This window comes from Enterobacter sp. 50588862, from assembly GCF_001462935.1.
In the GTDB taxonomy this organism is placed as follows: domain Bacteria; phylum Pseudomonadota; class Gammaproteobacteria; order Enterobacterales; family Enterobacteriaceae; genus Enterobacter; species Enterobacter bugandensis.
The window spans coordinates 1-24,750 of record NZ_LNHM01000018.1; the positions used below are offsets into that span (position 1 = coordinate 1).

Sequence of the window (24,750 nt, forward strand, 5' to 3'; positions counted from 1 at the left end):
CCGCTTCGTTTTCGCTGCGGCGCGGGGTGTGCATATTACGCTTTCCCGCTTCAGAGTCAAGCGTTTGTTTCGCTTTTCTCTGCTGACCCGGCGGCGTGTGTGCCGTTGTTCCGTGTCAGTGGAGGCGCATTATAGGGCGTTATTCTTAAGTGACAAGAGGAAATTCAAAAAAAGTTTCTGACCGTGTTTTTTTTCACCAACAGAGGTGATATCAAGCTACAAATTGTTCTATTTGATGTATCTGCAACCACAATCACATTCGAGGTGGCATAATTAACAGCATGAAACATTAAGGAATAAAAGCGATGCCATTAAGCGCACAACAGCTGGCCGCCCAAAAAAATCTGTCCTATGTGCTGGCAGAAAAGCTGGCGCAGCGGATTTTAGCGGGTAAATATGCCCCGGGGAGCATCCTGCCGGGTGAATTGGAGCTGGGTGAGCAGTTTGGAGTAAGCCGTACCGCGGTTCGCGAGGCGGTGAAAACCCTGACGGCAAAAGGCATGGTGCTTCCACGCCCTCGTATTGGCACGCGCGTGATGCCACAGAATAACTGGAATTTTCTCGATCAGGAGCTGCTCTCCTGGTGGATGACCGAAGACAACTTCCATCAGGTCGTCGATCACTTTCTTGTAATGCGCAGCAGCCTTGAACCTCAGGCATGCCTGCTTTCCGCCACGCTCGGGACAGCAGAGCAGAAAGCGCAGCTTAACGCACTCATGGAAGAGATGGTGTTCCTGAAAAAACACTTCAACCGGGAACGATGGATTGAGGTCGATATGGCCTGGCATGAACATATCTATATGATGAGCGCCAATCCGTTCCTCACTTCCTTTGCTTCGTTATTCCATTCGGTGTACCACACCTACTTTACCTCTATTACACAAGACGAAGTGGTAAAGCTGGATTTGCATCAGGCGATAGTAGATGCCATTCAGGAGAGCGACGGGCAGCGAGCCCTGACTGCATGTCAGGCATTGCTGACCGCACCAACCCACCAGCAGGTAAATAAATGACAGAGAAAAAAGCGCGCAGCATGGCCGGATTGCCGTGGATTGCAGCCATGGCGTTCTTTATGCAGGCACTGGATGCCACCATCCTCAATACGGCGCTTCCCGCCATTGCGCAAAGCCTTAACCGCTCCCCGCTGGCAATGCAGTCCGCCATCATCAGCTACACCCTCACGGTGGCGATGTTGATCCCGGTAAGTGGCTGGCTGGCCGATCGCTTCGGTACCCGCAGAGTTTTCATGCTGGCCGTAACGCTGTTTACGCTCGGTTCACTGGCCTGCGCGCTCTCCACTTCATTAACGGAGCTGGTTATCTTTCGCGTACTGCAGGGAATAGGCGGCGCGATGATGATGCCGGTGGCGCGCCTCGCTTTGCTGCGTGCCTACCCACGCAGCGAACTGCTCCCCGTACTCAACTTTGTCACCATGCCAGGGCTGGTCGGCCCAATACTTGGCCCGGTCCTCGGGGGTGTGCTGGTTACCTGGGCAAGCTGGCACTGGATTTTCCTGATTAATATTCCGATTGGCGTGGCAGGGCTGATCTATGCCCGCAAATATATGCCGAACTTCACCACGCCAAGGCGCAGCTTCGATATGGGCGGCTTTTTCTTGTTTGGACTGAGCCTGGTGCTGTTCTCCAGTGGCATGGAGCTCATTGGCGAGAAGCTCGTTGAAACGTGGCTGGCGCTCGCCGTCATCCTCAGTGGTATTCTGCTGTTCCTTCTTTATATACGCCATGCGCGTCGTCACCCGACACCGCTTATCTCTTTATCTCTCTTTAACACCCGAACCTTTTCCGTCGGGATCGCGGGCAATATTGCCTCACGTCTGGGCACGGGCTGCGTACCGTTCCTGATGCCATTGATGCTGCAGGTGGGGTTCGGCTACCCGGCGCTGATTGCCGGCTGCATGATGGCGCCCACGGCAATGGGTTCCATTCTGGCGAAATCAACGGTCACGCAGGTACTACGCTGGTTTGGCTATCGTAAAACGCTGGTTGGCGTGACGGTCTTTATCGGTCTGATGATTGCGCAGTTCTCACTGCAATCCGCGGCGTTACCGGTCTGGATGTTGATCCTGCCGCTGTTTGTGCTGGGAATGGCGATGTCAACGCAGTTCACGTCGATGAACACCATCACCCTTGCGGACCTGACCGACGAGAACGCGAGCAGCGGCAACAGCGTCCTGGCGGTGACCCAACAGCTGTCGATCAGCCTCGGGGTAGCCGTGAGCGCGGCGGTGCTGCGGTTTTATGAAGGGTTTGACGGCACGAATACCGTTGAGCAGTTCCACTATACCTTTATCACCATGGGCGCGCTTACCGTGGTGTCGGCGCTGGTCTTTATGTTGTTAAAACCGAAAGATGGCCGGAACCTGATTAAAGAGCGTCACAAAGAGAAAGCTAAACCGAACCGCGTTCCATCAGAACAGGAGTAAGCTGCAAACGTTGCTGTTGCAGCGTGGGCTGCGCCATACGGTGGATCAATACGTCGATGGCCAGCTCACCTAGTTCATCCTTCGGCTGATGGATCGTGGTCAGCGGCGGCGTCATGTAGCGCGCCAGTTCGATATCATCGTAACCGACGATCGCCATATCGTCCGGAACGCGCAGTCCCGCCTGATACAGCGCCTGATAGGCACCAAACGCCATCGCATCGTTGCCGATAAACACCGCCTGCGGGCGAGGCTCTTGCGCCAGCAGCGTCTGCATTGCCTCGAAACCGCCGTTAAACTCGAAATCGCCGGTGATGCGATAGCCATCAGGAATGGCAAGCCCTGCCCGCTCCATTGCCGAAAGATAGCCTTCCAGACGCAAGCGCGCCGGGGTTTTATCCAGCGGGCCGGTAATGCAGGCAATGCGGGTATGGCCTTTATCAATCAGGTGCTGCGTCGCCATATCGCCACCCAGCAGCGAGTTATCCTGAATCAGATCGCTGGTCCCGTCGAACGGCGCCCAGTCCATCATTACCGTGGGAATAGAAGGATAGCGCTGAATGATCTCTTTTGAAGGTTGATGCGTTTCGGTACAGAGCAGCAGCAGCCCGTCGACGCGTTTTTGCATCAGCGTTTCCAGGTTGCGGTTCATGCGCTGCTCGTCGCCTTCAGTATTGCACAGCACCAGACTGTAGCCACGCTCGAAGCAGCTGCGCTCTACGCCACGAACAAGTTCAGAATAGAAAGGATTGGTACTGGCCGTGATCAGCATGCCGATGGTGCGCGTCTGGTTAAGCTTCAGACTGCGCGCCAGCGCCGACGGCGCATAGTTGAGATCTTTTACTGCGGCTTCGACTTTCTCCCGAATCGCCTCGCTGACGAAGCGGTCGTTATTAATAACGTGAGAGACGGTCGAAGTAGAAACGCCCGCCATGCGGGCGACATCTTTCATCGTAGCCAAGCGTTACCCCTGCTGACTTAAGAATTCATCGATCTCTTTACGCCACGGAACGGAAGGCTGTGCGCCTTTGCGCGTCACCGCAATCGCGGCGGCGGCATGTGCAAAGCGGATCGCGTCATCCATCGCTTTTCCTTCCAGCAATGCCGTCGCCAGCGCACCGTTGAAGGTGTCTCCAGCGGCGATGGTATCGATGGCTTTGACCTTAAAGCCCGGCACGCGACGGCCTTCGCCATTGACGCTAGCCCACACCCCGCGGCTACCAAGAGTAATGATAACGGTCCCGATGCCTTTTGCATGCAGCACTTTCGCCGCACGCGCGGCATCATTGTCATTTTCAACGCGAATGCCCGTCAGCTTTTCCGCTTCGGTTTCGTTCGGCGTAATGATGTCTACCAGCGCCAGCAGTTCATCTGATAATACACGGGCAGGCGCAGGGTTAAGTACGACAGTGGTATGATTTTCATGCGCAATTTTCGCGGCGGTCAGCACACTTTCAACCGGGGACTCCAGCTGCATCAGCAGGGCTTCCGCTCCGGCGATGATCCCACGCTGCGCTTCGACGCGTTCAGTCGTTAACGCGGCGTTAGCCCCCGCATGAATACCGATGACATTCTCACCTTCCGCATTGACGAAGATCAGCGCCACACCGGTAGATTCCCCTTCAACAACGCTGACGGGTGCAGTATCGATGTTGTCGCTCGCCAGCTGCTTGCGTACGCGCTCGCCGGTATCGTCATCACCCGTACAGGCGATAAACGCGATATTCGCCCCGCTGCGCCCGGCGGCAACTGCCTGGTTTGCGCCCTTACCGCCGAACGCGACCTGATACTGATTGCCGGTGACGGTTTCGCCCGGAGTGGGGAACGTTTCAAGGTTAAGAATGTGATCGGCATTGATACTGCCAAGGACGACGAGGTTGCCTGCGGTTTTCATGTATTGAGGTGTCCATCTGAGAGCGCCACCGGTATTACCCGGTGGCGTATGCCACACTTTTCTTTTATTTGGTGTCCCTCAGGCAGCCAGCGACTGCCTGAATCGCCTTTACTGCTTAATGACCAGCTTCAGGTCAACAGGGTATTTGGCCTGAACTTTTTCGCCCTTCAGCACTTTGTCGGCAGTTTCAACGCCAGTCGCGCCAATCTGCTCAGGCAGCTGAGCGATGGTCGCAGCCAGTTTGCCATCATTTACTGCTTTTTCACCATCCGGCGTGCCGTCAAATCCGACAACCATCACATCTGATTTACCTGCGGTCTGGAGCGCACGCAGCGCACCGAGCGCCATCTCATCGTTCTGTGCAAATACCGCCTGCACATCTGGATGCGCGGTCAGCAGGTTCTGCATGACGTTCAGACCCTTAGTACGGTCGAAGTCTGCCGGCTGGCTGGCCAGCACGTTGAATTTGTGTGCAGCCACGGCCTGCTGGAAGCCTTCACCACGTTCACGGGCCGCGGAAGTCCCGGCAATGCCCTGCAGTTCGATAACTTTCGCGCCTTCACCGGCTTTCTTCGCGATGTAGTCACCAGCAATTTTACCGCCCAGCACGTTATCAGACGCAATGTGGCTCACAACTTCGCCTTTCGTTGCCTGACGGTCCAGAGTGATCACCGGAATTTTCGCCTGGTTTGCCATCTTCACGGCGTTGCCTACGGCATCAGAATCGGTTGGGTTGATCAGCAGAATTTTGGTGCCACGAACGGTTAAGTCCTGAACGTTAGCCAGCTCTTTCGCCGGGTTGTTCTGTGAATCCAGCACCACCAGGTTGTAGCCCAGTTTGTCCGCTTCTTTCTGCGCACCGTCCTTCAGGGAGACGAAGAACGGGTTGTTCAGGGTAGAGACAACCAGCGCGATGGTATCTTTCGCCATGGCGTTAGCACTTACGGTTGCGCTCAGCGCGACAGCAGAAACCAGGGTAGCCAGTTTTTTCATGTTCATATCTAAGATGTCCTGTAGTGTCGTCAGTTACTGTTTTTTGTTGTCTACCAGTACCGCCAGCAAAATCACCACTGCCTTAACGATCATCTGGTAATAGGAGGAAACACCTAACAAATTCAAACCATTATTCAGGAAACCGAGGATCAGTGCGCCGATCAATGTCCCAACAATGCGACCTTTACCGCCCGCAAGGCTCGTACCGCCCAGAACCACCGCCGCGATGGCATCCAGCTCGTACCCCGTCCCCGCCGTCGGCTGCGCGGAAGAGAGGCGCGCCACTTCGATGATGCCCGCCAGTGACGCCAGCAGGCCGCACAGGGAGTACACGATAATTTTGACTTTATTAACGCTGATACCGGACAGGCGCGTGGCCGCTTCGTTACCGCCCAGGGCATAGATATAACGTCCCAGGCGGGTATGGTGCAGCATGTACCACGCCGCCAGGAAGACGATAGCCATGATCCAGACCGGGGTCGGGACACCCAGCGGGCGACCGATACCGAACCAGCCAAACAGATCCGCGTTATCCGTAAACCCGGTATTCACCGGGCTACCGTTGGTGTAAACCATGGTCACACCGCGCAGCAGCAGCATCATTACCAGTGTGGCGATAAACGCCTGAACGCGGCCTTTTGCCACAATCACACCGGTAACGGCACCAATCGCCGCGCCAGCCGCCAGTGCAGCCGCAACGGCCACCAGCGCGTTGACCTCAATTCCCACAATTGAAGCGGCGATCGCACCGGTGAGCGCCAGCAGGGAACCGACGGACAGATCGATACCCGAGGTCAAAATCACCAGCGTCATGCCGACCGCCATAATGGCGTTCACCGACGTCTGCTGCAGAATGTTGAACAGATTATTGACGGTAAAAAAGTTCGGGCTCATGGTCGAAACAATCGCGATCAGCACCAGCAGGGCAATCAGCGATTTTTGTTCCATCAGCCATGCCTTTGTGAAATAGCGGCGACCAGAAACAGCCTGGGTAGTCATCTTCTTACTCCTGATTCACGCGATTAAGCTTGCCCACAGCGGCAGCCATCAGAACTTCCTGGGTGGCCTGCTCGCGAGTGAATTCACCGCCGAGATGCCCTTCATGCATGACGATAATGCGATCGCTCATGCCTAATACCTCTGGCATCTCGGAAGAGACCAGAATGATGCTCAGACCGTCGGCCTTAAACTGGTTAATCAGCTGATAGATCTCTTTCTTCGCCCCCACGTCTACGCCGCGGGTTGGCTCATCGAGGATCAACACTTTCGGGCGCGTCATCAGCCCGCGCGCAATCGCCACTTTCTGCTGATTCCCGCCGGACAACAGGCCAATCGCCTGCTCCATCGACGGCGTTTTAACATTAAAGAGACGGATAAAATCGCTGACCGCCTGCTGTTCATCTTTGTGTTTCAGGCTGCCGCCGCTATGGCTGAAATAGCGCAGCGCGGTGAGGGACATATTCTCTTTCACCGACATGCCCAGCACTAAGCCGTCGCGCTTGCGGTCTTCGGAGATATAGACAATGCCGTTCGCCAGCCCGTCCTGCGGCGAGCGGGTCACCACTTCATGGCCGTCAAGAGTAACGTAACCGCTGGTGCGCGGCAGTGCGCCGTACAGCACTTTCATCAGCTCGGTACGGCCCGCGCCCATCAGGCCCGCCACGCCCAGGATCTCGCCCTGACGCAGGGTAAAGGTCACATCGTTTACGCCTGGGCCGCAAAGGTTATCTACCTTCAGGCGGATCTCGCCCGGCGCTTTGTCCAGATGCGGATATTGGTCTTCGAGCTTACGTCCCACCATCATTTCGATCAGCGTATCTTCGGTCAGCGTTGCCACTTCGCGCTCGGCGATAAACTGGCCGTCGCGGAAGACGGTAACGTCGTCGCAAATTTCGAAGATCTCTTTCATGCGGTGAGAGATATAGACAATGCCGCGTCCCTGCGCTTTCAGCTCGCGGATCACGCGGAACAGGGATTCGGTTTCGGTATCGGTCAGGGCGTCGGTCGGTTCATCCATAATGATGACCTTCGACTCGAAGCTCAGCACCTTCGCGATTTCCACCATCTGCTGATCGCCGATGGAGAGGTCGCCCACCAGGCGGTCGCTCTTAAAGCGCAGGTTCAGCTTCGCCAGCAGCTTGTCCGCTTCGGCGTACATGGTTTTCCAGTCGATTTTGCCGAACCGGTTCACGAACTCGCGGCCCAGGAAGATGTTCTCCGCAATGGTCAGCTGCGGGATCAGGTTCAGCTCCTGGTGAATAATGCCGATGCCCGCTTCCTGAGAGGATTTCGGGCCGTTAAAGGTGGTTTCTTTACCCAGCCAAACGAGTGAACCGGCATCGCGCTGGTAGATCCCGGTCAGCACTTTCATCATGGTGGATTTGCCGGCACCGTTTTCGCCCACCAGCGCCATCACGCGTCCTGGGTAGACGTTAAGCGCCGCACCGGAGAGGGCTTTTACGCCCGGGAACGACTTATCGATCCCTTTGAGTTGCAGTAATGCGTCCATGATGGCCTCAGAAGGTGACGCCAGCACAGAGAATGATATTCGCATACGGGGAACACTCCCCGCTGCGAATCACCGCCTGACTGTCTGCGGTTTGTTGTTTGAACTGTTCGTGCGTTGTGTAACGAATTTCTATGGTGTTTCCCTGGTGTTGTTGCAGTTGCTCAATGTGGCTGAGCAACGTTTCGTGGAGTTGCGGATTATGTTGTTTGATTTCCGCCGCGAGAATGGCCGCCTCAACCTGCATCTCCGCCGTCACCACCTCCAGTACCTGCATAAACGAGGGCACGCCCTGCGTTAACGCCATATCGATACGGGTTGTGCTGCGCGGAACCGGTAAGCCTGCATCGCAAACCACCAGCGTATCGGTATGCCCAAGACGGGAAATAACCGATGAGATTTCTGAGTTGAGAACCGTGCCTTTCTTCATTTTCTTGCTCCACTAGCGAAACGTTTCGCTAAAAATAGTGTAGCCGCATAAATGTTCAGAAAACCATCATGACGTAACGGATTTGTGATCAACGTCGAAACGTTTCGCTAAGTGAAATGGAGGGGAGGTAAATGCAAAACGGTAACCGTCAGGTTACCGTTTTAGATGTTTGCGCCCTCTCCCTGTGGGCTGAGGAATCCCCAGTAATTTTTTTCCTGAAGCGATGAACATTGCTTCAGAGAAATGAATAACTTACAGCGATGTCCTGGTCCGGCTGTAAATCGCTGAGGCGTTTGCCTTCCGGCCGGGGCGAGGCGCATGGATGCGCCGAGAGGGCGGGCTTTACAGGGATGTTACCTCCGCCCGTCCCCGACAAGCCGGAAGGAATAAGCCGAAGGCACCGCGAAGCGGCGATTTACCGCCGGGAGCCCGGGTCGCCAGGGCGGCGGCGATTGAGCCGCCCTGGCACGTTCACCGGCCATGTCCTTACAGAGTAGCAAGGAACATAAAGTGAACGGAATGACCACTTCAGCCGTATGTTCCCCCTCACCCCAGCCCTCTCCCTCAAGGGAGAGGGGGTTGTCCGTGCAGGTATTATTTTGTGGGGATTCCTCAGCCCTGTGGGAGAGGGACGGGGTGAGGGCATCAGGCCGCACGGAGACTTAAATCTCGACCTGCGTCCCCAGCTCAATGACGCGGTTAGGCGGGATCTCAAACTGGTCAGGCGCGCGCAGGGCGTTACGCTGCAGAATCAGATACAGCTTACCGCGCAGACGCAGGTACCAAGGGCGCTTGCCGATGATCAGCGACTCGTGCGACATAAAGAACGACGTCTCCATCATCCGGCAGCTTAACCCTTCCAGACCGCAGCGGTGGAACACCTCTTCCACGTTCGGCGTTTCGCGCCAGCCGTAGCTCGCCACCACGCGCCAGAAGGTCGGGGACAGCTGCTCAATCTGTACGCGGCGCACGTTGTGAACGTACGGCGCATCTTCGGTGCGCAGCGTCAGCAGGATCACGCGCTCGTGCAGCACTTTGTTGTGCTTAAGGTTATGCATCAGCGCAAACGGGATTACATTCAGGGCACGAGACATGTAAACCGCGGTACCCGGCACGCGCACCGGCGGGGATTTCTCAAGCGACGCGATCATCGCCTCCAGAGAATTACCGTGCTCATGCATGCGGCGCAGCAGGCGGAAGCGCTCGCTTTTCCATGTGGTCATGACAATGAACATCAACAGGCCCAGCGTCAGCGGCAGCCAGCCACCGGAGACAATTTTGTCGAGGTTCGCAGAGAACAGCGGAACGTCAATACACAGGAAGCCCACCAGAATCATCCCCACGAGGAACTTATTCCAGTGCCAGTTGCGGTACGCCACCGTGGTGGAGAGAAGCGATGTCAGCACCATCGTACCGGTCACGGCAATACCGTAGGCCGCCGCCAGATTACTGGAGTGTTCGAAGCTAACAATCACGATCACAACAGCGAAGTAGAGCAGCCAGTTAACGAACGGGATGTAGATCTGGCCCGACTCCATCTCTGAGGTATGGATGATGCGCATTGGCGAGAGATATCCCAGACGAACGGCCTGACGGGTCAGAGAGAACACCCCGGAAATCACCGCCTGAGAGGCAATCACGGTCGCCAGCGTTGCGAGGATCAGCATAGGCACCAGCGCCCAGTCAGGTGCCAGCAGGAAGAATGGGTTCTTAATCGCTTCCGGGTTCTTGAGCAACAGCGCGCCCTGACCGAAGTAGTTCAGCACCAGCGACGGGAGCACCACAATAAACCATGCCACGCGGATAGGCAGCTTCCCGAAATGCCCCATGTCAGCATAGAGCGCCTCCACACCGGTGATGGAGAGCACGACCGCACCCAGCGCCACGAAGGAAACCACTTTGTATTCAAGGAAGAAATGCACCGCCCAGTAAGGGTTCAGCGCATGCAGCACGTCCGGGTTCGCAATAATGCTGCGCAAACCGAGCGCCGCCAGGATCAGGAACCAGGCCAGCATAATCGGCGCAAACAGTTTGCCCACCAGCCCGGTACCGTGTTTCTGGATCATGAACAGCAGCGTCAACACGATGATTGCCAGCGGGACAACCCAGGCATCAAGCTGCGGGGCAATAATCTCCAGCCCTTCAATCGCCGAGAGCACCGAGATAGCCGGTGTTATCACCACTTCCCCGTAGAAGAAGCTGCCACCTATCAGGCCGATAATCACCAGCACAGACGTCATTCTGGCCGAGGTATTACGACCGGCAAGGGACATCAGGGTCAGGATCCCGCCTTCGCCCGCATTGTCTGCACGCATAACGAAGGAGAGGTATTTAACGGAAACGACCAGGATCAGCAGCCAGAAGATGAGGGACAGGAAGCCAAACACGGCATCGCGCTCAACACCAAAGCCAAACTGGCCGGACAAACATTCACGAAGCGTATAAAGTGGGCTGGTGCCGATATCACCGTAGACAACCCCGATCGCCGCAAGCGTTATTGCGGGTAATGATTGCTTATTATCAGTGCTCATAGACTAGTCTTTTCGTTTAAATAACAAATGTGTTCCTGTCCCTTGGTCCACAAAAAGCGCACAGTATGCACGATTCATTGCAAAATCGTACCCCTAAATGCAACCGCATTAATGTAGCGCAAAGAAAATTGCGCCGCACTTCAGCCTATTACCAGCCCTGACTGAAACGTCTATACTCGCTTCAATTGGCCGCCACAACGGCGAAAGGATGCAAAACTATTATGGCTCACTCACATTTATTAGCAGAAAGAATTTCCCGCCTCAGCAGCGCGCTGGAGAAAGGCCTTTACGAGCGTAGCCACGCCATTCGCCTTTGCCTGCTGGCGGCATTGAGCGGTGAAAGCGTATTTCTGCTGGGACCGCCGGGCATTGCCAAAAGTTTGATTGCACGCCGCCTAAAGTTCGCTTTCCAGAACGCTCGCGCATTTGAATATTTGATGACGCGCTTCTCCACGCCAGAAGAAGTTTTCGGCCCGCTTTCTATTCAGGCCCTGAAAGATGAAGGGCGCTATGAGCGTCTGACGGCGGGCTATCTCCCGGAAGCGGAAATCGTCTTTCTTGATGAGATCTGGAAAGCCGGCCCGGCCATTCTGAATACCCTGCTGACGGCAATCAACGAACGCCGCTTCCGCAACGGCGCGAGCGAAGAGAAGATCCCCATGCGCCTGCTGGTGGCCGCGTCAAACGAACTGCCCGAAGCCGACAGCAGCCTGGAAGCGCTGTATGACCGCATGCTGATCCGCCTGTGGCTGGATAAAGTCCAGGATAAATCAAACTTCCGTTCAATGCTGGTGAGCCAGCAGGACGAAAACGAAAACCCGGTGGCACCTTCACTGCAGGTGACGGACGAGGAGTACCATCAGTGGCAGGACGAGATCGGCAAAATTAAGCTGCCCGACGCCGTCTTTGAGCTGATCTTCATGCTGCGCCAGCAGCTTGATTCCCTGCCTTCCGCCCCGTACGTCTCGGATCGTCGCTGGAAAAAAGCGATCCGTCTGCTCCAGGCCAGCGCGTTGTTCAGCGGTCGCGACGCGGTCGCCCCTATCGATCTGATCCTGCTAAAAGACTGCCTCTGGCACGACGCAGAAGGCATGAACCTGATGCAGCAGCAGCTGGACGTTTTGATGACCGGGCACGCCTGGGGGCAGCAGGCGATGCTCAACCAGCTGGGGGCGATTGCCCAACGGCGCATTCAGCTCCAGCAGCAGCAAAGCGATAAAACCGCGCTAAAAGTGAACCGACTGGGCGGCATGTTCGCCCGCAAACCGCATTACGAGCTACCCGCCGATCTGACCGGCACGACGCTGACACTGCTGCTCCAGCAGCCCCTCAAGCTGCATGATATGCAGGTGGTGCACATTACGATTGAGCGCGAGCCGCTGGCGCAGTGGCTGGATAAGGGCGGGGAGATCCGCGGAAAGCTCAACGGCATCGGTTTCGCGCAGCCGCTGAATATGGAAGTGGACAGCAGTCAGCACCTTGTGATCCGCGACGTGAGCCTTCAGGGATCGCGTCTTGCGCTTCCCGGCACCGCCTCGGACAGCGTGCCGGAAGAGATTAAACAGCAGCTGGAAGCGCTGGATACCGAATGGCATCAGCAGCACACCCGCTTCAGCGAGCAGCAAAAATGCCTCTTTATTCATAGCGACTGGCTAGGTCGCATTGAAGCCAGCCTGCAGGACGTCAGCGCGCAGATCAAACAGGCGCGTCAATGCTAACGCTGGACACGCTCAATATGATGCTGGCCGTCAGCGAGGAAGGGTTGATCGAGGAGGTGGTGATTACCCTTCTGGCATCGCCGCAGCTGGCGGCCTTCTTTGAAAAATTCCCGAAACTCAAAAAAGCGATGACGGACGATCTCCCGCGCTGGCGCGACAATCTGCGGCAGCGGTTTAAGGAGACAGAAGTCCCGCCCGAACTGACGGAGGAAGTCGCGGCCTATCAGCAGTGTCAGCGGCTATCGACGCCACAGTTTATCGTCCAGATCCCGCAAACCCTTACCCTGCTCGATAAAGTCCACTCTCCGTTTGCCAGCCAGGCCAGAACGCTGGTCACAGAAAACGCCACCTTTACCCCGGCGCTGCACACGCTCTTTTTACAGCGCTGGCGCCTGAGCCTGGTCGTCCAGGCTACCACGCTGAACCAACAGCTTCTGGATGAAGAGCGGGAACAGCTGCTCAGCGAAGTCCAGGAACGCATGACGCTGAGTGGCCAGCTCGAAGAGGTGCTGGTAGAAAATGAAAACGCCGCTGGTCGCCTCTGGGATATGAGCGCCGGGCAGCTGCGGCGCGGGGATTATCAGCTGATCGTGAAGTACGGCGACTTTCTTACCCAGCAGCCGGAGCTGATGAAGCTCGCGGAACAGCTCGGCCGCTCGCGAGAGGCCAAATCGGTCCCAAAGAAAGATGCCCCGATGGAAACCTTCCGCACCCTTGTACGCGAACCGGCTACCGTGCCGGAGCAGGTCGACGGACTCCAGCAAAGCGATGACATCCTGCGCCTGCTGCCGACCGAGCTAAGCACGCTGGGAATGACCGAACTGGAGTATGAGTTTTACCGTCGGCTGGTGGAAAAACAGCTTCTCACCTATCGGCTGCACGGCGAAGCCTGGCGAGAGAAGCTCAGCCAGCGCCCGGTCGTGCATCAGGACTTTGATGAGCAGCCGCGCGGGCCGTTTATTGTCTGCGTGGATACGTCTGGCTCAATGGGCGGCTTTAACGAGCAGTGTGCGAAGGCGTTCTGTCTGGCGCTGATGCGCGTGGCGCTCGCTGACCGCCGTCGCTGCTTTATCATGCTCTTCTCCAGCGAAGTCGTGGGCTACGAGCTGACGAACCAGCAGGGCATTGAGCAGGCCATCCGCTTTTTAAGCCAGCGTTTTCGCGGCGGCACCGATCTGGCCAGCTGTTTTCGCAGCATTGTAGAACGGATGCAGGGCGGCGACTGGTACGACGCTGACGCGGTGGTGATTTCCGATTTCATTGCCCAGCGGCTGCCGGAAGATGTGGTAAATAAAGTGAAGGAGCTGCAGCGCGTGCACCAGCATCGTTTTCATGCCGTGGCGATGTCCGCACATGGAAAACCCGGCATCATGCGCATCTTCGATCATATCTGGCGCTTTGATACCGGGTTGCGTAGCCGTCTGCTCAGACGCTGGCGGCGTTAATTAAAGAAGAGAATCGACGCTTTCACGTACCTGCTGCGGCCAGACCCCACACTGCACCTGACCAATGTGAGACAGTTGCAGCAGCAGCATGGTCAGACGGGACTGCCCGATACCGCCGCCGATGGTCTGCGGCATTTCACCGCGCAACAGCGCCTGATGCCACTCTAATTTAAGGCGATCTTCGTCACCGGTCACCGCCAGCTGGCGCTTCAGCGCCTCTGCATCCACGCGGATCCCCATCGAAGAGAGCTCAAACGCATCTTCCAGAACCGGGTTCCAGACCAGAATATCGCCGTTCAGACCGGCATATTCGCTTTCGCCCGCGGTGCTCCAGTCATCATAATCCGGCGCACGAACGTCGTGACGTTTGCCATCAGACAGTTTGCCGCCGATGCCAATCAGAAATACCGCGCCCAGCTCTTTGGCGATCGCCCGCTCGCGGCCTTTGGCATCCAGATCCGGGAAGCGGCTCAGCAGTTCCTGGCTGTGGACAAAGTGGATCGTATCCGGCAGGAACGGTACCAGACCAAACTCTTTGCTCACGGCCGCTTCGGTCGCTTTGATTCCGGCGTAGATCGCCTCAACGGTGGATTTCAGCGTACCGACATGACGCTCGCCGTCACCCATTACGCGCTCCCAGTCCCACTGGTCAACGTAGACAGAGTGAATCGGGGAGAGGCGGTCTTCATCGGGGCGAAGGGCTTTCATGTGCGTGTAGAGCCCTTCGCCCGCGCTGAAGTCGTGTTGTCCCAGGGTTTGACGCTTCCACTTCGCCAGGGAATGCACCACTTCGAACTGTGCATCTGGCAGTGTTTTCACTTTCACCTGTACCGCTTTTTCGCATCCAGACAGGTTATCCTGCGTCCCGTCACCCACGCGGCTCAGAATCGGCGCCTGAACTTCAATAAGACCAAGCTTCTCTTCCAGTTGGCGGGAAAAATGGGATTTTACGAAACTGATCTGGCGTTGTTTTGCGATGTAAGCGGTTTTCATTATTTTTACTCCTGCGTCCTGTTGATAATGATTAAGCAACAGAACCGACACTTAATTCAATAACCCATCAACAAAAAGCCACCTTCACTTTTGATTCGTTAAAATAAGACGCTAGAATAGACGTATTCATTAATCTTCATAAGAAAAAGCTATGGAAAATTATCAGATCGACAATCTGGACCGCGGCATCCTTGAGGCCTTAATGGCCAATGCCCGTACAGCCTATGCCGAACTGGCGAAACAGTTTGGCGTCAGCCCGGGAACCATTCACGTTCGCGTAGAGAAGATGAAGCAGGCAGGGATCATTACCGGTGCGCGCATCGACGTCAGCCCGAAGCAGCTGGGTTATGACGTCTGCTGCTTCATCGGCATTATTCTTAAAAGCGCAAAAGACTACCCCTCCGCGCTGGCAAAGCTGAACGCGCTCGATGAAGTCACTGAGGCGTACTACACCACCGGGCATTACAGCATCTTTATTAAAGTAATGTGCCGCTCCATCGATGCCCTCCAGCAGGTACTTATCAACAAGATCCAAACAATCGATGAAATTCAGTCCACCGAGACACTGATCTCCCTGCAAAACCCGATCATGCGTACCATCCGCCCGTGATCGGGCAAATTCATTCCCACATTTTCCACAGGTAGATCCCAGCTCGTTCACAGCGTACAATGATCCCCTCTTTATCTGAGCGAGCGATCAATGGCGGACATTACCCTTATCAGCGGCAGCACTCTTGGCGGTGCGGAATACGTAGCGGAACATCTGGCTGAAAAGCTGGAAGATGCAGGCTTTTCTACACAAACGCTGCACGGGCCGCTGCTTGAAGATCTCCCGGCTGACGGGGTCTGGCTGCTGATCACCTCCACGCACGGCGCGGGCGATCTGCCGGATAACCTGCAACCTTTATATGACGAACTGCTGGAACAGCAGCCCGACCTGTCAAACGTCCGTTTTGGCGCAGTGGGGATCGGCAGTCGTGAATATGACACCTTTTGCGGGGCAATAGAGAAGGTCGAAGCCGCTGTTACCGCTTGCGGAGCAAAACAGCTGGGTGAAACGCTCAAGATCAACATCCTCGATCATGACATTCCGGAAGATCCAGCCGAGATCTGGCTCGCGGAATGGAAAAATTTACTCAAAAACGATTAAAGATCGCGCGAACAGATGTGGATAACTCTGGTTAAAAGCTCGTATTAACCCGTAGTTATCCAAAGAACAACCGTAGCGTCGTTTTTGGCCTGTGTATAAAGTCGCGATCTGATCCCAGCTTATACGGTCCTGGATCACCGATCATTCACAGCAAACGATCCTTCCTAACTGCATGATCTTATTTGCAGGATCGGACTTATCCACACGTGTCCGCGATCCTAATAAGAGATCACAATAGAACAGATCTCTAAATAAAAAGATCTTCTTTTTAATAGCCCAGGATCCCAATGCTTTCTCGAAAGACTAAAGTTGAGTAGAATCCACGGCCCGGGCTTCAATCCATTTTCATACCGCTTTACGCGAGGCAGACCACCATGTTTTATCAGGATCCTTTTGACGTCATCATCATTGGCGGGGGTCATGCAGGCACTGAGGCCGCAATGGCCGCAGCGCGAATGGGTCAGCAGACCCTGCTTTTGACACACAATATCGACACGCTGGGACAAATGTCCTGTAATCCGGCGATTGGCGGCATTGGGAAAGGACACCTGGTAAAAGAAGTGGATGCACTTGGCGGCCTGATGGCGAAAGCGATCGATCATGCGGGCATTCAGTTTAGGATACTAAACGCGAGTAAAGGCCCTGCTGTTCGCGCCACTCGTGCGCAGGCAGACCGCGTGCTTTACCGCCAGGCCGTGCGCACCGCGCTGGAGAACCAGCCGAACCTGATGATCTTCCAGCAGGCGGTAGAAGATCTTATCGTTGAGAACGATCGCGTCGTGGGCGCCGTGACCCAGATGGGCCTCAAGTTCCGCGCCAAAGCCGTGGTGCTGACGGTTGGGACATTCCTGGACGGCAAAATCCATATAGGTCTGGACAACTACAGCGGTGGCCGTGCTGGCGATCCGCCGTCCATTCCGCTGTCTCGTCGTCTGCGTGAACTGCCGCTGCGCGTCAGCCGTCTGAAAACCGGCACGCCGCCGCGTATCGATGCGCGCACCATTGATTTCAGCGTACTGGCCCAACAGCACGGCGATAACCCGATGCCGGTTTTCTCGTTCATGGGCAACGCGGCGCAACACCCGCAGCAGGTACCGTGCTACATCACGCATACCAACGAAAAAACCCATGACGTGATCCGCAATAACCTCGATCGCAGCCCAATGTACGCTGGCGTGATCGAAGGGATCGGCCCACGTTACTGCCCGTCGATCGAAGACAAAGTGATGCGCTTTGCCGATCGTAACCAGCACCAGATCTTCCTGGAGCCGGAAGGACTGACCTCGAACGAAATTTACCCGAACGGCATCTCCACCAGCCTGCCATTCGACGTGCAGATGCAAATTGTTCGCTCAATGCAGGGGATGGAGAATGCGAAAATCGTTCGCCCTGGCTACGCTATTGAGTACGATTTCTTCGACCCACGTGACCTGAAGCCGACGCTGGAGAGCAAATTCATCCACGGCCTGTTCTTCGCGGGGCAGATTAACGGCACCACCGGCTACGAAGAAGCCGCAGCGCAGGGGTTGCTTGCCGGTCTGAACGCTGCCCGCTTCTCTACCGAGAAAGAGGGCTGGGCACCGGCGCGTTCTCAGGCCTATCTGGGCGTTTTGGTCGACGATCTCTGCACGCTGGGCACCAAAGAACCGTACCGTATGTTTACCTCTCGCGCGGAATATCGTCTGATGCTGCGCGAGGACAACGCCGACCTGCGTCTGACCGAGATAGGCCGCGAGCTGGGTCTGGTGGATGACGAACGCTGGGCGCGCTTCAACGAGAAGCTGGAACGTATTGAACAGGAACGTCAGCGCCTGAAAACTACGTGGGTAAACCCACAGGCGGAAACCGCTGCCGAAGTGAACGCTCACTTAACAGCGCCGCTGTCGCGTGAAGCCAGCGGCGAAGATCTGCTGCGTCGTCCTGAAGTCACCTACGAGAATCTGGTCAAACTGACCGCGTTCGCACCGGGCCTTGAAGACGCTGAAGCTGCCGAGCAGGTCGAAATTCAGGTGAAGTACGAAGGCTACATCGCGCGTCAGCAGGATGAGATCGAAAAACAGCAGCGCAACGAAAACACGCTGCTGCCGGAAATGCTGGATTACCGTCAGGTGACGGGCCTTTCCAACGAAGTGATCGCTAAGCTGAACGATCACAAACCGGTATCGATTGGCCAGGCCTCCCGTATCTCGGGCGTTACGCCGGCAGCGATTTCGATCCTGCTGGTGTGGCTGAAAAAGCAAGGCATGCTGCGCCGTAGCGCGTAATTGACATTGCTTTTGGCGGGTGGCGCTTCGCTGACCCGCCCTACTTATTCGTAGGCCCGGTAAGCGGCAGAGCCACCGGGCAAAAAAACTCTCAACAGGTATTCACCGTGCTCAACAAACTCTCTCATCTGCTGGATCAGGCAGGTATTTCGCTCACCGATCACCAGAAAAACCAGCTGGTGGCGTATGTCGATATGCTGAACAAATGGAATAAAGCGTACAACCTGACGTCTGTGCGCGATCCCAACGAGATGCTGGTTCGCCATATTCTCGATAGTATCGTGGTGGCGCCGTACCTGAAAGGTGGACGTTTTATCGACGTGGGGACGGGGCCGGGTTTGCCGGGCGTTCCGCTGTCGATTGTCCGACCCGAGAGCCATTTCACGCTGCTGGACAGCCTGGGCAAGCGCGTGCGCTTTTTACGCCAGGTTCAGCATGAACTGAAGCTCGATAACATCACGCCCGTACAGAGCAGGGTAGAAGAGTTTCCGGCAGAGCCGCCGTTTGACGGCGTTATCAGCCGTGCGTTTGCTTCGCTCAATGACATGGTGAGCTGGTGTAAGCATCTGCCAGCAGAAGATGGCCGTTTTTATGCGCTGAAAGGACAGTTGCCCGGTGATGAAATTGAACAGCTTCCGGACGGTTTTAGCGTTGAAACCATCGAGAAATTAAACGTTCCGCAGCTCGACGGTGAACGTCATCTGGTGATAATTAAGCCAAACAATTTTTAAAAAAATAATAAAAAATATGGAATTTGTGCTGTTCTGAGTATGTTAAAAAACAGCACAACTACCCGGGATTTACCAGAGAGCGTTTAACCGCTTTTTTACCAGGGATTTTCTTGCGGTTAACCTCACGTCGATTATTCACCGCGAAGATAGTCAACAATGAAAATATCAGCCTGCTAAAAGTGGAAGGCTGTAACCAGAACGCAATGTTAATTATTTATTAAGAATGTCAATAAAAGGTTTTTATTGTGTACGGGGCTGTTTTGAAAATAGTTGCGATATTTTGTGTTTAATTTCAGAAGGATAATCTTGGGCGATTTACGGCTTTGATAAATACAACCTTATCGCAAATGTGTGTTTTGTGATCTCGTGCACGCTTTGTAGTCAACGTTTTCGCGCTGTTTGCAGTTTTGCTCGAAGGTCGGTGCTTTCTACGAAAGTTAAAAAATAGCGCTGGGGAAAAATATTTAAACATTTATTCACCTTTTCGCTACTTAATGTTTGAAATCACGGGTACGCACCGTATAATTTGTCCGCTTTTTGATGCTTGACTCTGAGCCTTAAAGGACGTTTTATACGACACGCGGCATACCTCGAAGGGAGCAGGAGTAAAAACGTGATGTCTGTGTCGCTCTTGAGTAGAAACGTTGCTCGTAAGCTTCTGTTCATTCAGTTTCTGGCTGTGATAGCAAGTGGACTGCTGTTTAGCCTCAAAGACCCCTTCTGGGGCATCTCCGCCGTGTGCGGGGGTTTGGCGGTCGTGCTGCCAAACGTGTTGTTTATGATTTTTGCCTGGCGTCATCAGGCGCATACACCCGCCAAAGGCCGCGTGGCCTGGTCCTTCGCCCTCGGCGAAGTGTGTAAGGTGTTGCTGACCTTTGCTCTACTGGTGATGGCGCTGGCGGTTTTGAAAGTGGTATTCATGCCGCTGATAGCAACGTGGGTTTTGGTGCTGGTGGTACAAGTTCTGGCTCCAGCTGTAATCAATAACAAAGGGTAAAAGGCATCATGGCTTCAGAAAATATGACGCCGCAGGATTACATAGGTCACCATCTGAATAACCTTCAGCTGGACCTGCGTACATTCTCGCTGGTGGATCCACATAACCCCCCGGCCACCTTCTGGACGATCAACATCGACTCCATGTTCTTCTCGGTGGTTTTGGGTCTTCTGTTCCTGGCCATGTTCCGCAGCGTTGCTAAAAAAGCGACCAGCGGTGTTCCAGGGAAATTCCAGACGTTCGTTGAGATGATCATCGGCTTCGTCCATGGCAGCGTGAAAGACATGTACCATGGTAAGAGCAAGCTGATTGCTCCGCTGGCCCTGACCGTGTTCGTTTGGGTCTTCCTGATGAACCTGATGGACCTGCTGCCAATTGACCTGCTGCCGTTCATCGGCGAGCACATCTTCGGCCTGCCTGCGCTGCGTGTTGTACCGTCTGCGGACGTGAACATCACCCTGTCTATGGCGCTGGGCGTGTTTATCCTGATTCTTTTCTACAGCATCAAAATGAAAGGCGTAAGCGGCTTTGTGAAAGAGCTTACCTTGCAGCCGTTCAACCACTGGGCGTTTATTCCGGTCAACCTGATCCTGGAAGGCGTTAGCCTGCTGTCCAAACCTGTTTCACTGGGTCTGCGACTGTTCGGCAACATGTATGCGGGTGAGCTGATTTTCATTCTGATCGCGGGTCTTCTGCCGTGGTGGTCACAGTGGGTTCTGAATGTGCCATGGGCCATTTTCCACATCCTGATCATTACGCTGCAAGCCTTTATCTTCATGGTTCTGACGATCGTCTATCTGTCGATGGCGTCTGAAGAGCACTGATTTTTTACCAACACTACTACGTTTTAATTGAAACAAACTGGAGACTGTCATGGAAAACCTGAATATGGATCTGCTGTACATGGCTGCCGCTGTGATGATGGGTCTGGCGGCTATCGGTGCTGCGATCGGTATCGGCATCCTCGGAGGTAAATTCCTGGAAGGCGCAGCGCGTCAACCTGATCTGATTCCTCTGCTGCGTACTCAGTTCTTTATCGTTATGGGTCTGGTGGATGCTATCCCAATGATCGCTGTAGGTCTGGGTCTGTACGTGATGTTTGCTGTCGCGTAGTAGTTGTTTTAAAACCCCAAGCCACAGAAATTTAAGAGGTATTGTGCTGTGAACATGAACGCAACAATCCTCGGCCAGGCCATCGCGTTTATTCTCTTTGTCTGGTTCTGCATGAAGTATGTATGGCCGCCTTTAATGGCTGCCATCGAAAAACGTCAGAAAGAAATTGCTGACGGTCTGGCTTCCGCAGAACGCGCTAAGAAAGATTTGGACCTTGCACAGGCCAACGCGACAGACCAGCTGAAAAAAGCGAAAGCTGAAGCTCAGGTAATCATTGAACAGGCTAACAAGCGCCGTTCTCAGATCCTGGACGAAGCCAAAGCTGAAGCAGAACAGGAACGTACTAAGATCGTGACACAGGCTCAGGCTGAAATTGAAGCTGAGCGTAAACGTGCTCGTGAAGAACTGCGTAAGCAGGTTGCGATTCTGGCTGTTGCTGGCGCCGAGAAGATCATCGAACGTTCCGTGGATGAAGCTGCTAACAGCGACATCGTGGACAAACTTGTCGCTGAACTGTAAGGAGGGAGGGGCTGATGTCTGAATTTGTTACGGTAGCTCGCCCCTACGCCAAAGCAGCTTTTGACTTTGCTGTCGAACACCAAAATGTCGATCGCTGGCAGAATATGCTGGCGTTTGCCGCTGAGGTGACGAAAAACGAACAAATGGCCGAGTTGCTTTCCGGTGCGTTAGCGCCTGAAACCCTCGCCGCGTCGTTTATCGCCGTGTGCGGAGAGCAACTGGATGCCAACGGCCAGAACCTGATTAAGGTCATGGCAGAAAATGGTCGTCTCCGTGTGCTCCCGGATGTTCTCGAGCAGTTTGAGCACTTACGTGCCCTTAGTGAAGCAACTGCAGAAGTCGAAGTGACTTCCGCGACTGAACTGAGTGACGAACAGCTTGCGAAAATCACCGCCGCGATGGAAAAACGTCTGTCACGCAAAGTTAAGCTGAATTGCAAAATCGATAAGTCTGTAATGGCAGGCGTAATCATCCGCTCGGGTGATATGGTCATTGATGGCAGCGTACGCGGCCGTCTTGAGCGCCTTGCAGACGTCTTGCAGTCTTAAGGGGACTGGAGCATGCAACTGAATTCCACCGAAATCAGCGAACTGATCAAGCAGCGCATTGCTCAGTTCAATGTTGTGAGTGAAGCTCACAACGAAGGTACTATTGTTTCTGTAAGTGACGGTGTTATCCGCATCCACGGCCTGGCCGATTGTATGCAGGGTGAGATGATTTCCCTGCCGGGTAACCGTTACGCTATCGCACTGAACCTGGAGCGCGACTCCGTAGGTGCAGTTGTGATGGGTCCATACGCTGACCTCGCCGAAGGCATGAAGGTTAAGTGTACTGGCCGTATTCTGGAAGTGCCGGTTGGCCGTGGCCTGCTGGGTCGCGTTGTTAACACCCTGGGTGCGCCAATCGACGGTAAAGGTCCGGTTGAGCACGATGGCTTCTCCCCAATCGAAGTTATCGCACCAGGCGTTATCGACCGTCAGTCCGTTGATCAGCCAGTGCAGACTGGTTATAAGTCCGTTGACGCCATGATCCCAATCGGTCGTGGTCAGCGTGAACTGATCATCGGTGACCGTCAGACCGGTAAAACCGCGATGGCAATCGACGCCATCATCAACCAGCGTGACTCCGGCATCAAATGTGTGTACGTGGCTATCGGCCAGAAAGCGTCCACCATTTCTAACGTGGTTCGTAAACTGGAAGAGCACGGCGCACTGTCTAACACCATCGTTGTGGTAGCAACCGCGTCTGAATCTGCTGCACTGCAATACCTGGCGCCATACGCCGGTTGCGCAATGGGCGAATACTTCCGTGACCGCGGTGAAGATGCGCTGATCGTATACGATGACCTGTCTAAACAGGCTGTTGCTTATCGTCAGGTTTCCCTGCTGCTCCGTCGTCCACCAGGACGTGAAGCATTCCCGGGCGACGTATTCTACCTCCACTCTCGTCTGCTGGAGCGTGCTTCCCGCGTTAACGCGGAATACGTCGAGAACTTCACCAAAGGTGAAGTGAAGGGCAAAACAGGTTCTCTGACCGCGCTGCCGATCATTGAAACCCAGGCGGGTGACGTTTCTGCGTTCGTTCCGACCAACGTAATCTCCATTACCGATGGTCAGATCTTCCTGGAAACCAACCTGTTTAACTCCGGTATTCGTCCGGCGGTTAACCCGGGTATCTCTGTATCCCGTGTGGGTGGTGCTGCTCAGACCAAGATCATCAAGAAACTGTCCGGTGGTATCCGTACCGCGCTGGCACAGTATCGTGAACTGGCTGCGTTCTCTCAGTTCGCATCCGATCTGGACGAAGCAACCCGTAAACAGCTGAGCCACGGTCAGAAAGTGACCGAGCTGCTGAAGCAGAAACAGTACGCTCCAATGTCTGTTGCTCAGCAGGGCCTGGTACTGTTCGCGGCTGAACGCGGTTACCTCGAAGATGTGGAACTGGCGAAAATCGGTAGCTTTGAAGCCGCTCTGCTGGCTTACGTCGACCGTGATCACGCTCCGCTGATGCAAGAGATCAACCAGACCGGTGGCTATAACGACGAAATCGAAGGCAAGCTGAAAGCTATCCTCGATTCCTTCAAAGCAACCCAATCCTGGTAATCGTCCGGCGGCTTGTCTCAGGGCAAGCCGCCTGGCATTGAGGAGAAGCTCATGGCCGGCGCAAAAGAGATACGTAGTAAGATCGCAAGCGTCCAGAACACGCAAAAGATCACTAAAGCGATGGAGATGGTCGCCGCTTCCAAAATGCGTAAATCGCAGGATCGCATGGCGGCCAGCCGTCCTTATGCAGAGACCATGCGCAAAGTGATTGGTCACCTTGCAAACGGTAATCTGGAATATAAGCACCCTTACCTGGAAGAACGCGACGTTAAGCGCGTGGGCTACCTGGTGGTGTCGACTGACCGTGGTCTGTGTGGCGGCTTGAACATTAACCTGTTCAAAAAACTGCTGGCGGATATGAAAGGCTGGTCTGATAAAGGCGTTCAGTGCGATCTGGCACTGATTGGCTCTAAAGGCGTCTCTTTCTTTAACTCCGTTGGTGGCAACATTGTCGCTCAGGTGACCGGTATGGGTGATAACCCGTCCCTGTCCGAACTGATCGGCCCGGTTAAAGTGATGTTGCAGGCCTACGATGAAGGCCGTCTGGACAGACTGTACGTTGTCAGCAACAAATTCATTAACACCATGTCTCAGGTTCCAACGCTCACTCAGATGCTGCCGTTACCGGCATCAGAAGATGACGAGCTGAAGCAGAAAGCCTGGGATTACCTGTATGAACCCGATCCGAAACCGCTGCTGGATACCCTGCTGCGTCGTTACGTTGAATCTCAGGTTTATCAGGGCGTTGTAGAAAACCTGGCCAGCGAGCAGGCCGCACGAATGGTGGCGATGAAAGCCGCGACCGATAATGGCGGCAGCCTGATTAAAGAGCTGCAGTTGGTTTACAACAAAGCTCGTCAGGCCAGCATTACTCAGGAACTCACCGAGATCGTCTCGGGGGCCGCCGCGGTTTAACCAGGTTTA

At 54.8% G+C, this 24,750-nt stretch carries 23 protein-coding genes; 15 read left to right on the forward strand and 8 right to left on the reverse strand.

Going from position 1 to position 24,750, the window contains the following annotated elements:
- Positions 1 to 305: 305 nt before the first annotated feature.
- Together APT89_RS06695 and mdtD are read left to right on the forward strand one after the other, a co-directional pair.
- A complete protein-coding gene (locus tag APT89_RS06695) occupies positions 306 to 1,013 on the forward strand; it encodes a FadR/GntR family transcriptional regulator (protein ID WP_060571959.1) in 708 nt (235 codons plus the stop codon).
- Positions 1,010 to 2,443, forward strand: coding sequence for a multidrug transporter subunit MdtD (gene mdtD, locus APT89_RS06700; protein WP_028014904.1), 1,434 nt, complete (start codon positions 1,010 to 1,012; stop codon positions 2,441 to 2,443). The genes APT89_RS06695 and mdtD overlap by 4 nt, the downstream gene beginning before the upstream one ends.
- Here mdtD and rbsR read toward each other — a convergent pair.
- The 7 genes from rbsR to kup all read right to left on the reverse strand — a co-directional run bounded on the left by rbsR (position 2,409) and on the right by kup (position 10,794).
- Complete coding sequence (gene rbsR, locus APT89_RS06705; RefSeq protein WP_028014905.1) at positions 2,409 to 3,401, reverse strand: ribose operon transcriptional repressor RbsR; 993 nt, start codon at positions 3,399 to 3,401, stop codon at positions 2,409 to 2,411. The two genes, mdtD and rbsR, sit on opposite strands and share 35 nt — an antisense overlap.
- A 3-nt stretch (positions 3,402 to 3,404) precedes the next feature.
- The gene (gene rbsK, locus APT89_RS06710; protein WP_041911755.1) at positions 3,405 to 4,334 is read right to left on the reverse strand and encodes a ribokinase; all 930 of its coding nucleotides are present in this window, start codon (positions 4,332 to 4,334) and stop codon (positions 3,405 to 3,407) included.
- A gap of 108 nt (positions 4,335 to 4,442) precedes the next feature.
- A complete protein-coding gene (rbsB, locus tag APT89_RS06715; RefSeq protein ID WP_010426610.1) occupies positions 4,443 to 5,333 on the reverse strand; it encodes a ribose ABC transporter substrate-binding protein RbsB in 891 nt (296 codons plus the stop codon).
- Between the two features lie 27 nt (positions 5,334 to 5,360).
- Positions 5,361 to 6,326: a ribose ABC transporter permease gene (gene rbsC, locus APT89_RS06720; protein WP_006808742.1), complete on the reverse strand. Its 966-nt coding sequence runs from the start codon at positions 6,324 to 6,326 to the stop codon at positions 5,361 to 5,363.
- Positions 6,327 to 6,330: 4 nt separating this feature from the next.
- Positions 6,331 to 7,836: a ribose ABC transporter ATP-binding protein RbsA gene (rbsA, locus tag APT89_RS06725; protein WP_041911754.1), complete on the reverse strand. Its 1,506-nt coding sequence runs from the start codon at positions 7,834 to 7,836 to the stop codon at positions 6,331 to 6,333.
- Positions 7,837 to 7,843: 7 nt separating this feature from the next.
- Positions 7,844 to 8,263 carry a D-ribose pyranase gene (gene rbsD / locus APT89_RS06730; RefSeq protein WP_003862392.1) on the reverse strand — a complete coding sequence of 140 codons (420 nt, stop codon included), beginning with the start codon at positions 8,261 to 8,263 and terminating at the stop codon, positions 7,844 to 7,846.
- A gap of 662 nt (positions 8,264 to 8,925) precedes the next feature.
- Entirely contained in the window at positions 8,926 to 10,794 is a 1,869-nt protein-coding gene (gene kup / locus APT89_RS06735; protein ID WP_041911753.1) for a low affinity potassium transporter Kup, read from the reverse strand.
- A gap of 221 nt (positions 10,795 to 11,015) precedes the next feature.
- On the opposite strand from kup, the gene ravA reads away from it, so the two are divergent.
- Both ravA and viaA read left to right on the forward strand, forming a co-directional pair.
- Positions 11,016 to 12,512, forward strand: a complete 1,497-nt coding sequence (ravA, locus tag APT89_RS06740) for an ATPase RavA (protein ID WP_045631286.1) — start codon at positions 11,016 to 11,018, stop codon at positions 12,510 to 12,512.
- Positions 12,506 to 13,957, forward strand: a complete 1,452-nt coding sequence (gene viaA / locus APT89_RS06745) for an ATPase RavA stimulator ViaA (protein WP_041911751.1) — start codon at positions 12,506 to 12,508, stop codon at positions 13,955 to 13,957. Before ravA ends, viaA begins: the two co-directional genes overlap by 7 nt.
- Here the strand turns inward: viaA and asnA are convergent, their stop codons facing one another.
- On the reverse strand, positions 13,958 to 14,950 hold the full coding sequence (gene asnA, locus APT89_RS06750; RefSeq protein WP_041911750.1) for an aspartate--ammonia ligase: 993 nt from the start codon (positions 14,948 to 14,950) through the stop codon (positions 13,958 to 13,960). It abuts the gene before it with no gap.
- Between the two features lie 151 nt (positions 14,951 to 15,101).
- Between asnA and asnC the strand changes: the two genes are divergently transcribed.
- From asnC to atpG, 11 genes are all read left to right on the forward strand, one after another.
- Positions 15,102 to 15,560 carry a transcriptional regulator AsnC gene (asnC, locus tag APT89_RS06755; protein ID WP_008500198.1) on the forward strand — a complete coding sequence of 153 codons (459 nt, stop codon included), beginning with the start codon at positions 15,102 to 15,104 and terminating at the stop codon, positions 15,558 to 15,560.
- Positions 15,561 to 15,650: 90 nt separating this feature from the next.
- Positions 15,651 to 16,100, forward strand: a complete 450-nt coding sequence (gene mioC, locus APT89_RS06760) for an FMN-binding protein MioC (protein ID WP_041911749.1) — start codon at positions 15,651 to 15,653, stop codon at positions 16,098 to 16,100.
- A gap of 374 nt (positions 16,101 to 16,474) precedes the next feature.
- Positions 16,475 to 18,364, forward strand: a complete 1,890-nt coding sequence (gene mnmG, locus APT89_RS06765) for a tRNA uridine-5-carboxymethylaminomethyl(34) synthesis enzyme MnmG (RefSeq protein WP_041911748.1) — start codon at positions 16,475 to 16,477, stop codon at positions 18,362 to 18,364.
- Positions 18,365 to 18,471: 107 nt separating this feature from the next.
- Positions 18,472 to 19,095 carry a 16S rRNA (guanine(527)-N(7))-methyltransferase RsmG gene (gene rsmG / locus APT89_RS06770; RefSeq protein WP_041911747.1) on the forward strand — a complete coding sequence of 208 codons (624 nt, stop codon included), beginning with the start codon at positions 18,472 to 18,474 and terminating at the stop codon, positions 19,093 to 19,095.
- 616 nt (positions 19,096 to 19,711) lie between these two features.
- Positions 19,712 to 20,092 (forward strand): F0F1 ATP synthase subunit I, encoded by a 381-nt coding sequence (gene atpI, locus APT89_RS06775; RefSeq protein WP_008500194.1) that lies wholly within the window; start codon positions 19,712 to 19,714, stop codon positions 20,090 to 20,092.
- 8 nt (positions 20,093 to 20,100) lie between these two features.
- Positions 20,101 to 20,916, forward strand: a complete 816-nt coding sequence (gene atpB, locus APT89_RS06780; RefSeq protein WP_028014916.1) for a F0F1 ATP synthase subunit A — start codon at positions 20,101 to 20,103, stop codon at positions 20,914 to 20,916.
- A 49-nt stretch (positions 20,917 to 20,965) separates the two neighbouring features.
- Positions 20,966 to 21,205: a F0F1 ATP synthase subunit C gene (atpE, locus tag APT89_RS06785; protein ID WP_000429386.1), complete on the forward strand. Its 240-nt coding sequence runs from the start codon at positions 20,966 to 20,968 to the stop codon at positions 21,203 to 21,205.
- 48 nt (positions 21,206 to 21,253) lie between these two features.
- Positions 21,254 to 21,724: a F0F1 ATP synthase subunit B gene (atpF, locus tag APT89_RS06790; protein ID WP_003862370.1), complete on the forward strand. Its 471-nt coding sequence runs from the start codon at positions 21,254 to 21,256 to the stop codon at positions 21,722 to 21,724.
- Between the two features lie 14 nt (positions 21,725 to 21,738).
- Complete coding sequence (atpH, locus tag APT89_RS06795) at positions 21,739 to 22,272, forward strand: F0F1 ATP synthase subunit delta (protein WP_003862369.1); 534 nt, start codon at positions 21,739 to 21,741, stop codon at positions 22,270 to 22,272.
- Between the two features lie 12 nt (positions 22,273 to 22,284).
- Positions 22,285 to 23,826, forward strand: coding sequence for a F0F1 ATP synthase subunit alpha (gene atpA, locus APT89_RS06800; protein WP_003862367.1), 1,542 nt, complete (start codon positions 22,285 to 22,287; stop codon positions 23,824 to 23,826).
- A 51-nt stretch (positions 23,827 to 23,877) separates the two neighbouring features.
- The gene (atpG, locus tag APT89_RS06805; RefSeq protein WP_003862364.1) at positions 23,878 to 24,741 is read left to right on the forward strand and encodes a F0F1 ATP synthase subunit gamma; all 864 of its coding nucleotides are present in this window, start codon (positions 23,878 to 23,880) and stop codon (positions 24,739 to 24,741) included.
- Positions 24,742 to 24,750: the final 9 nt, after the last annotated feature.

Coding starts and splice junctions, on each gene's coding strand:
- APT89_RS06695 (WP_060571959.1), top strand. CDS start 306: ATGCCATTAAGCGCACAACAGCTGGCCGCCCAAAAAAATCTGTCCTAT.
- mdtD (WP_028014904.1), top strand. CDS start 1,010: ATGACAGAGAAAAAAGCGCGCAGCATGGCCGGATTGCCGTGGATTGCA.
- rbsK (WP_041911755.1), bottom strand. CDS start 4,334: ATGAAAACCGCAGGCAACCTCGTCGTCCTTGGCAGTATCAATGCCGAT.
- rbsB (WP_010426610.1), bottom strand. CDS start 5,333: ATGAACATGAAAAAACTGGCTACCCTGGTTTCTGCTGTCGCGCTGAGC.
- rbsC (WP_006808742.1), bottom strand. CDS start 6,326: ATGACTACCCAGGCTGTTTCTGGTCGCCGCTATTTCACAAAGGCATGG.
- rbsA (WP_041911754.1), bottom strand. CDS start 7,836: ATGGACGCATTACTGCAACTCAAAGGGATCGATAAGTCGTTCCCGGGC.
- rbsD (WP_003862392.1), bottom strand. CDS start 8,263: ATGAAGAAAGGCACGGTTCTCAACTCAGAAATCTCATCGGTTATTTCC.
- kup (WP_041911753.1), bottom strand. CDS start 10,794: ATGAGCACTGATAATAAGCAATCATTACCCGCAATAACGCTTGCGGCG.
- ravA (WP_045631286.1), top strand. CDS start 11,016: ATGGCTCACTCACATTTATTAGCAGAAAGAATTTCCCGCCTCAGCAGC.
- viaA (WP_041911751.1), top strand. CDS start 12,506: ATGCTAACGCTGGACACGCTCAATATGATGCTGGCCGTCAGCGAGGAA.
- asnA (WP_041911750.1), bottom strand. CDS start 14,950: ATGAAAACCGCTTACATCGCAAAACAACGCCAGATCAGTTTCGTAAAA.
- asnC (WP_008500198.1), top strand. CDS start 15,102: ATGGAAAATTATCAGATCGACAATCTGGACCGCGGCATCCTTGAGGCC.
- mioC (WP_041911749.1), top strand. CDS start 15,651: ATGGCGGACATTACCCTTATCAGCGGCAGCACTCTTGGCGGTGCGGAA.
- mnmG (WP_041911748.1), top strand. CDS start 16,475: ATGTTTTATCAGGATCCTTTTGACGTCATCATCATTGGCGGGGGTCAT.
- atpI (WP_008500194.1), top strand. CDS start 19,712: ATGTCTGTGTCGCTCTTGAGTAGAAACGTTGCTCGTAAGCTTCTGTTC.
- atpB (WP_028014916.1), top strand. CDS start 20,101: ATGGCTTCAGAAAATATGACGCCGCAGGATTACATAGGTCACCATCTG.
- atpE (WP_000429386.1), top strand. CDS start 20,966: ATGGAAAACCTGAATATGGATCTGCTGTACATGGCTGCCGCTGTGATG.
- atpH (WP_003862369.1), top strand. CDS start 21,739: ATGTCTGAATTTGTTACGGTAGCTCGCCCCTACGCCAAAGCAGCTTTT.
- atpA (WP_003862367.1), top strand. CDS start 22,285: ATGCAACTGAATTCCACCGAAATCAGCGAACTGATCAAGCAGCGCATT.
- atpG (WP_003862364.1), top strand. CDS start 23,878: ATGGCCGGCGCAAAAGAGATACGTAGTAAGATCGCAAGCGTCCAGAAC.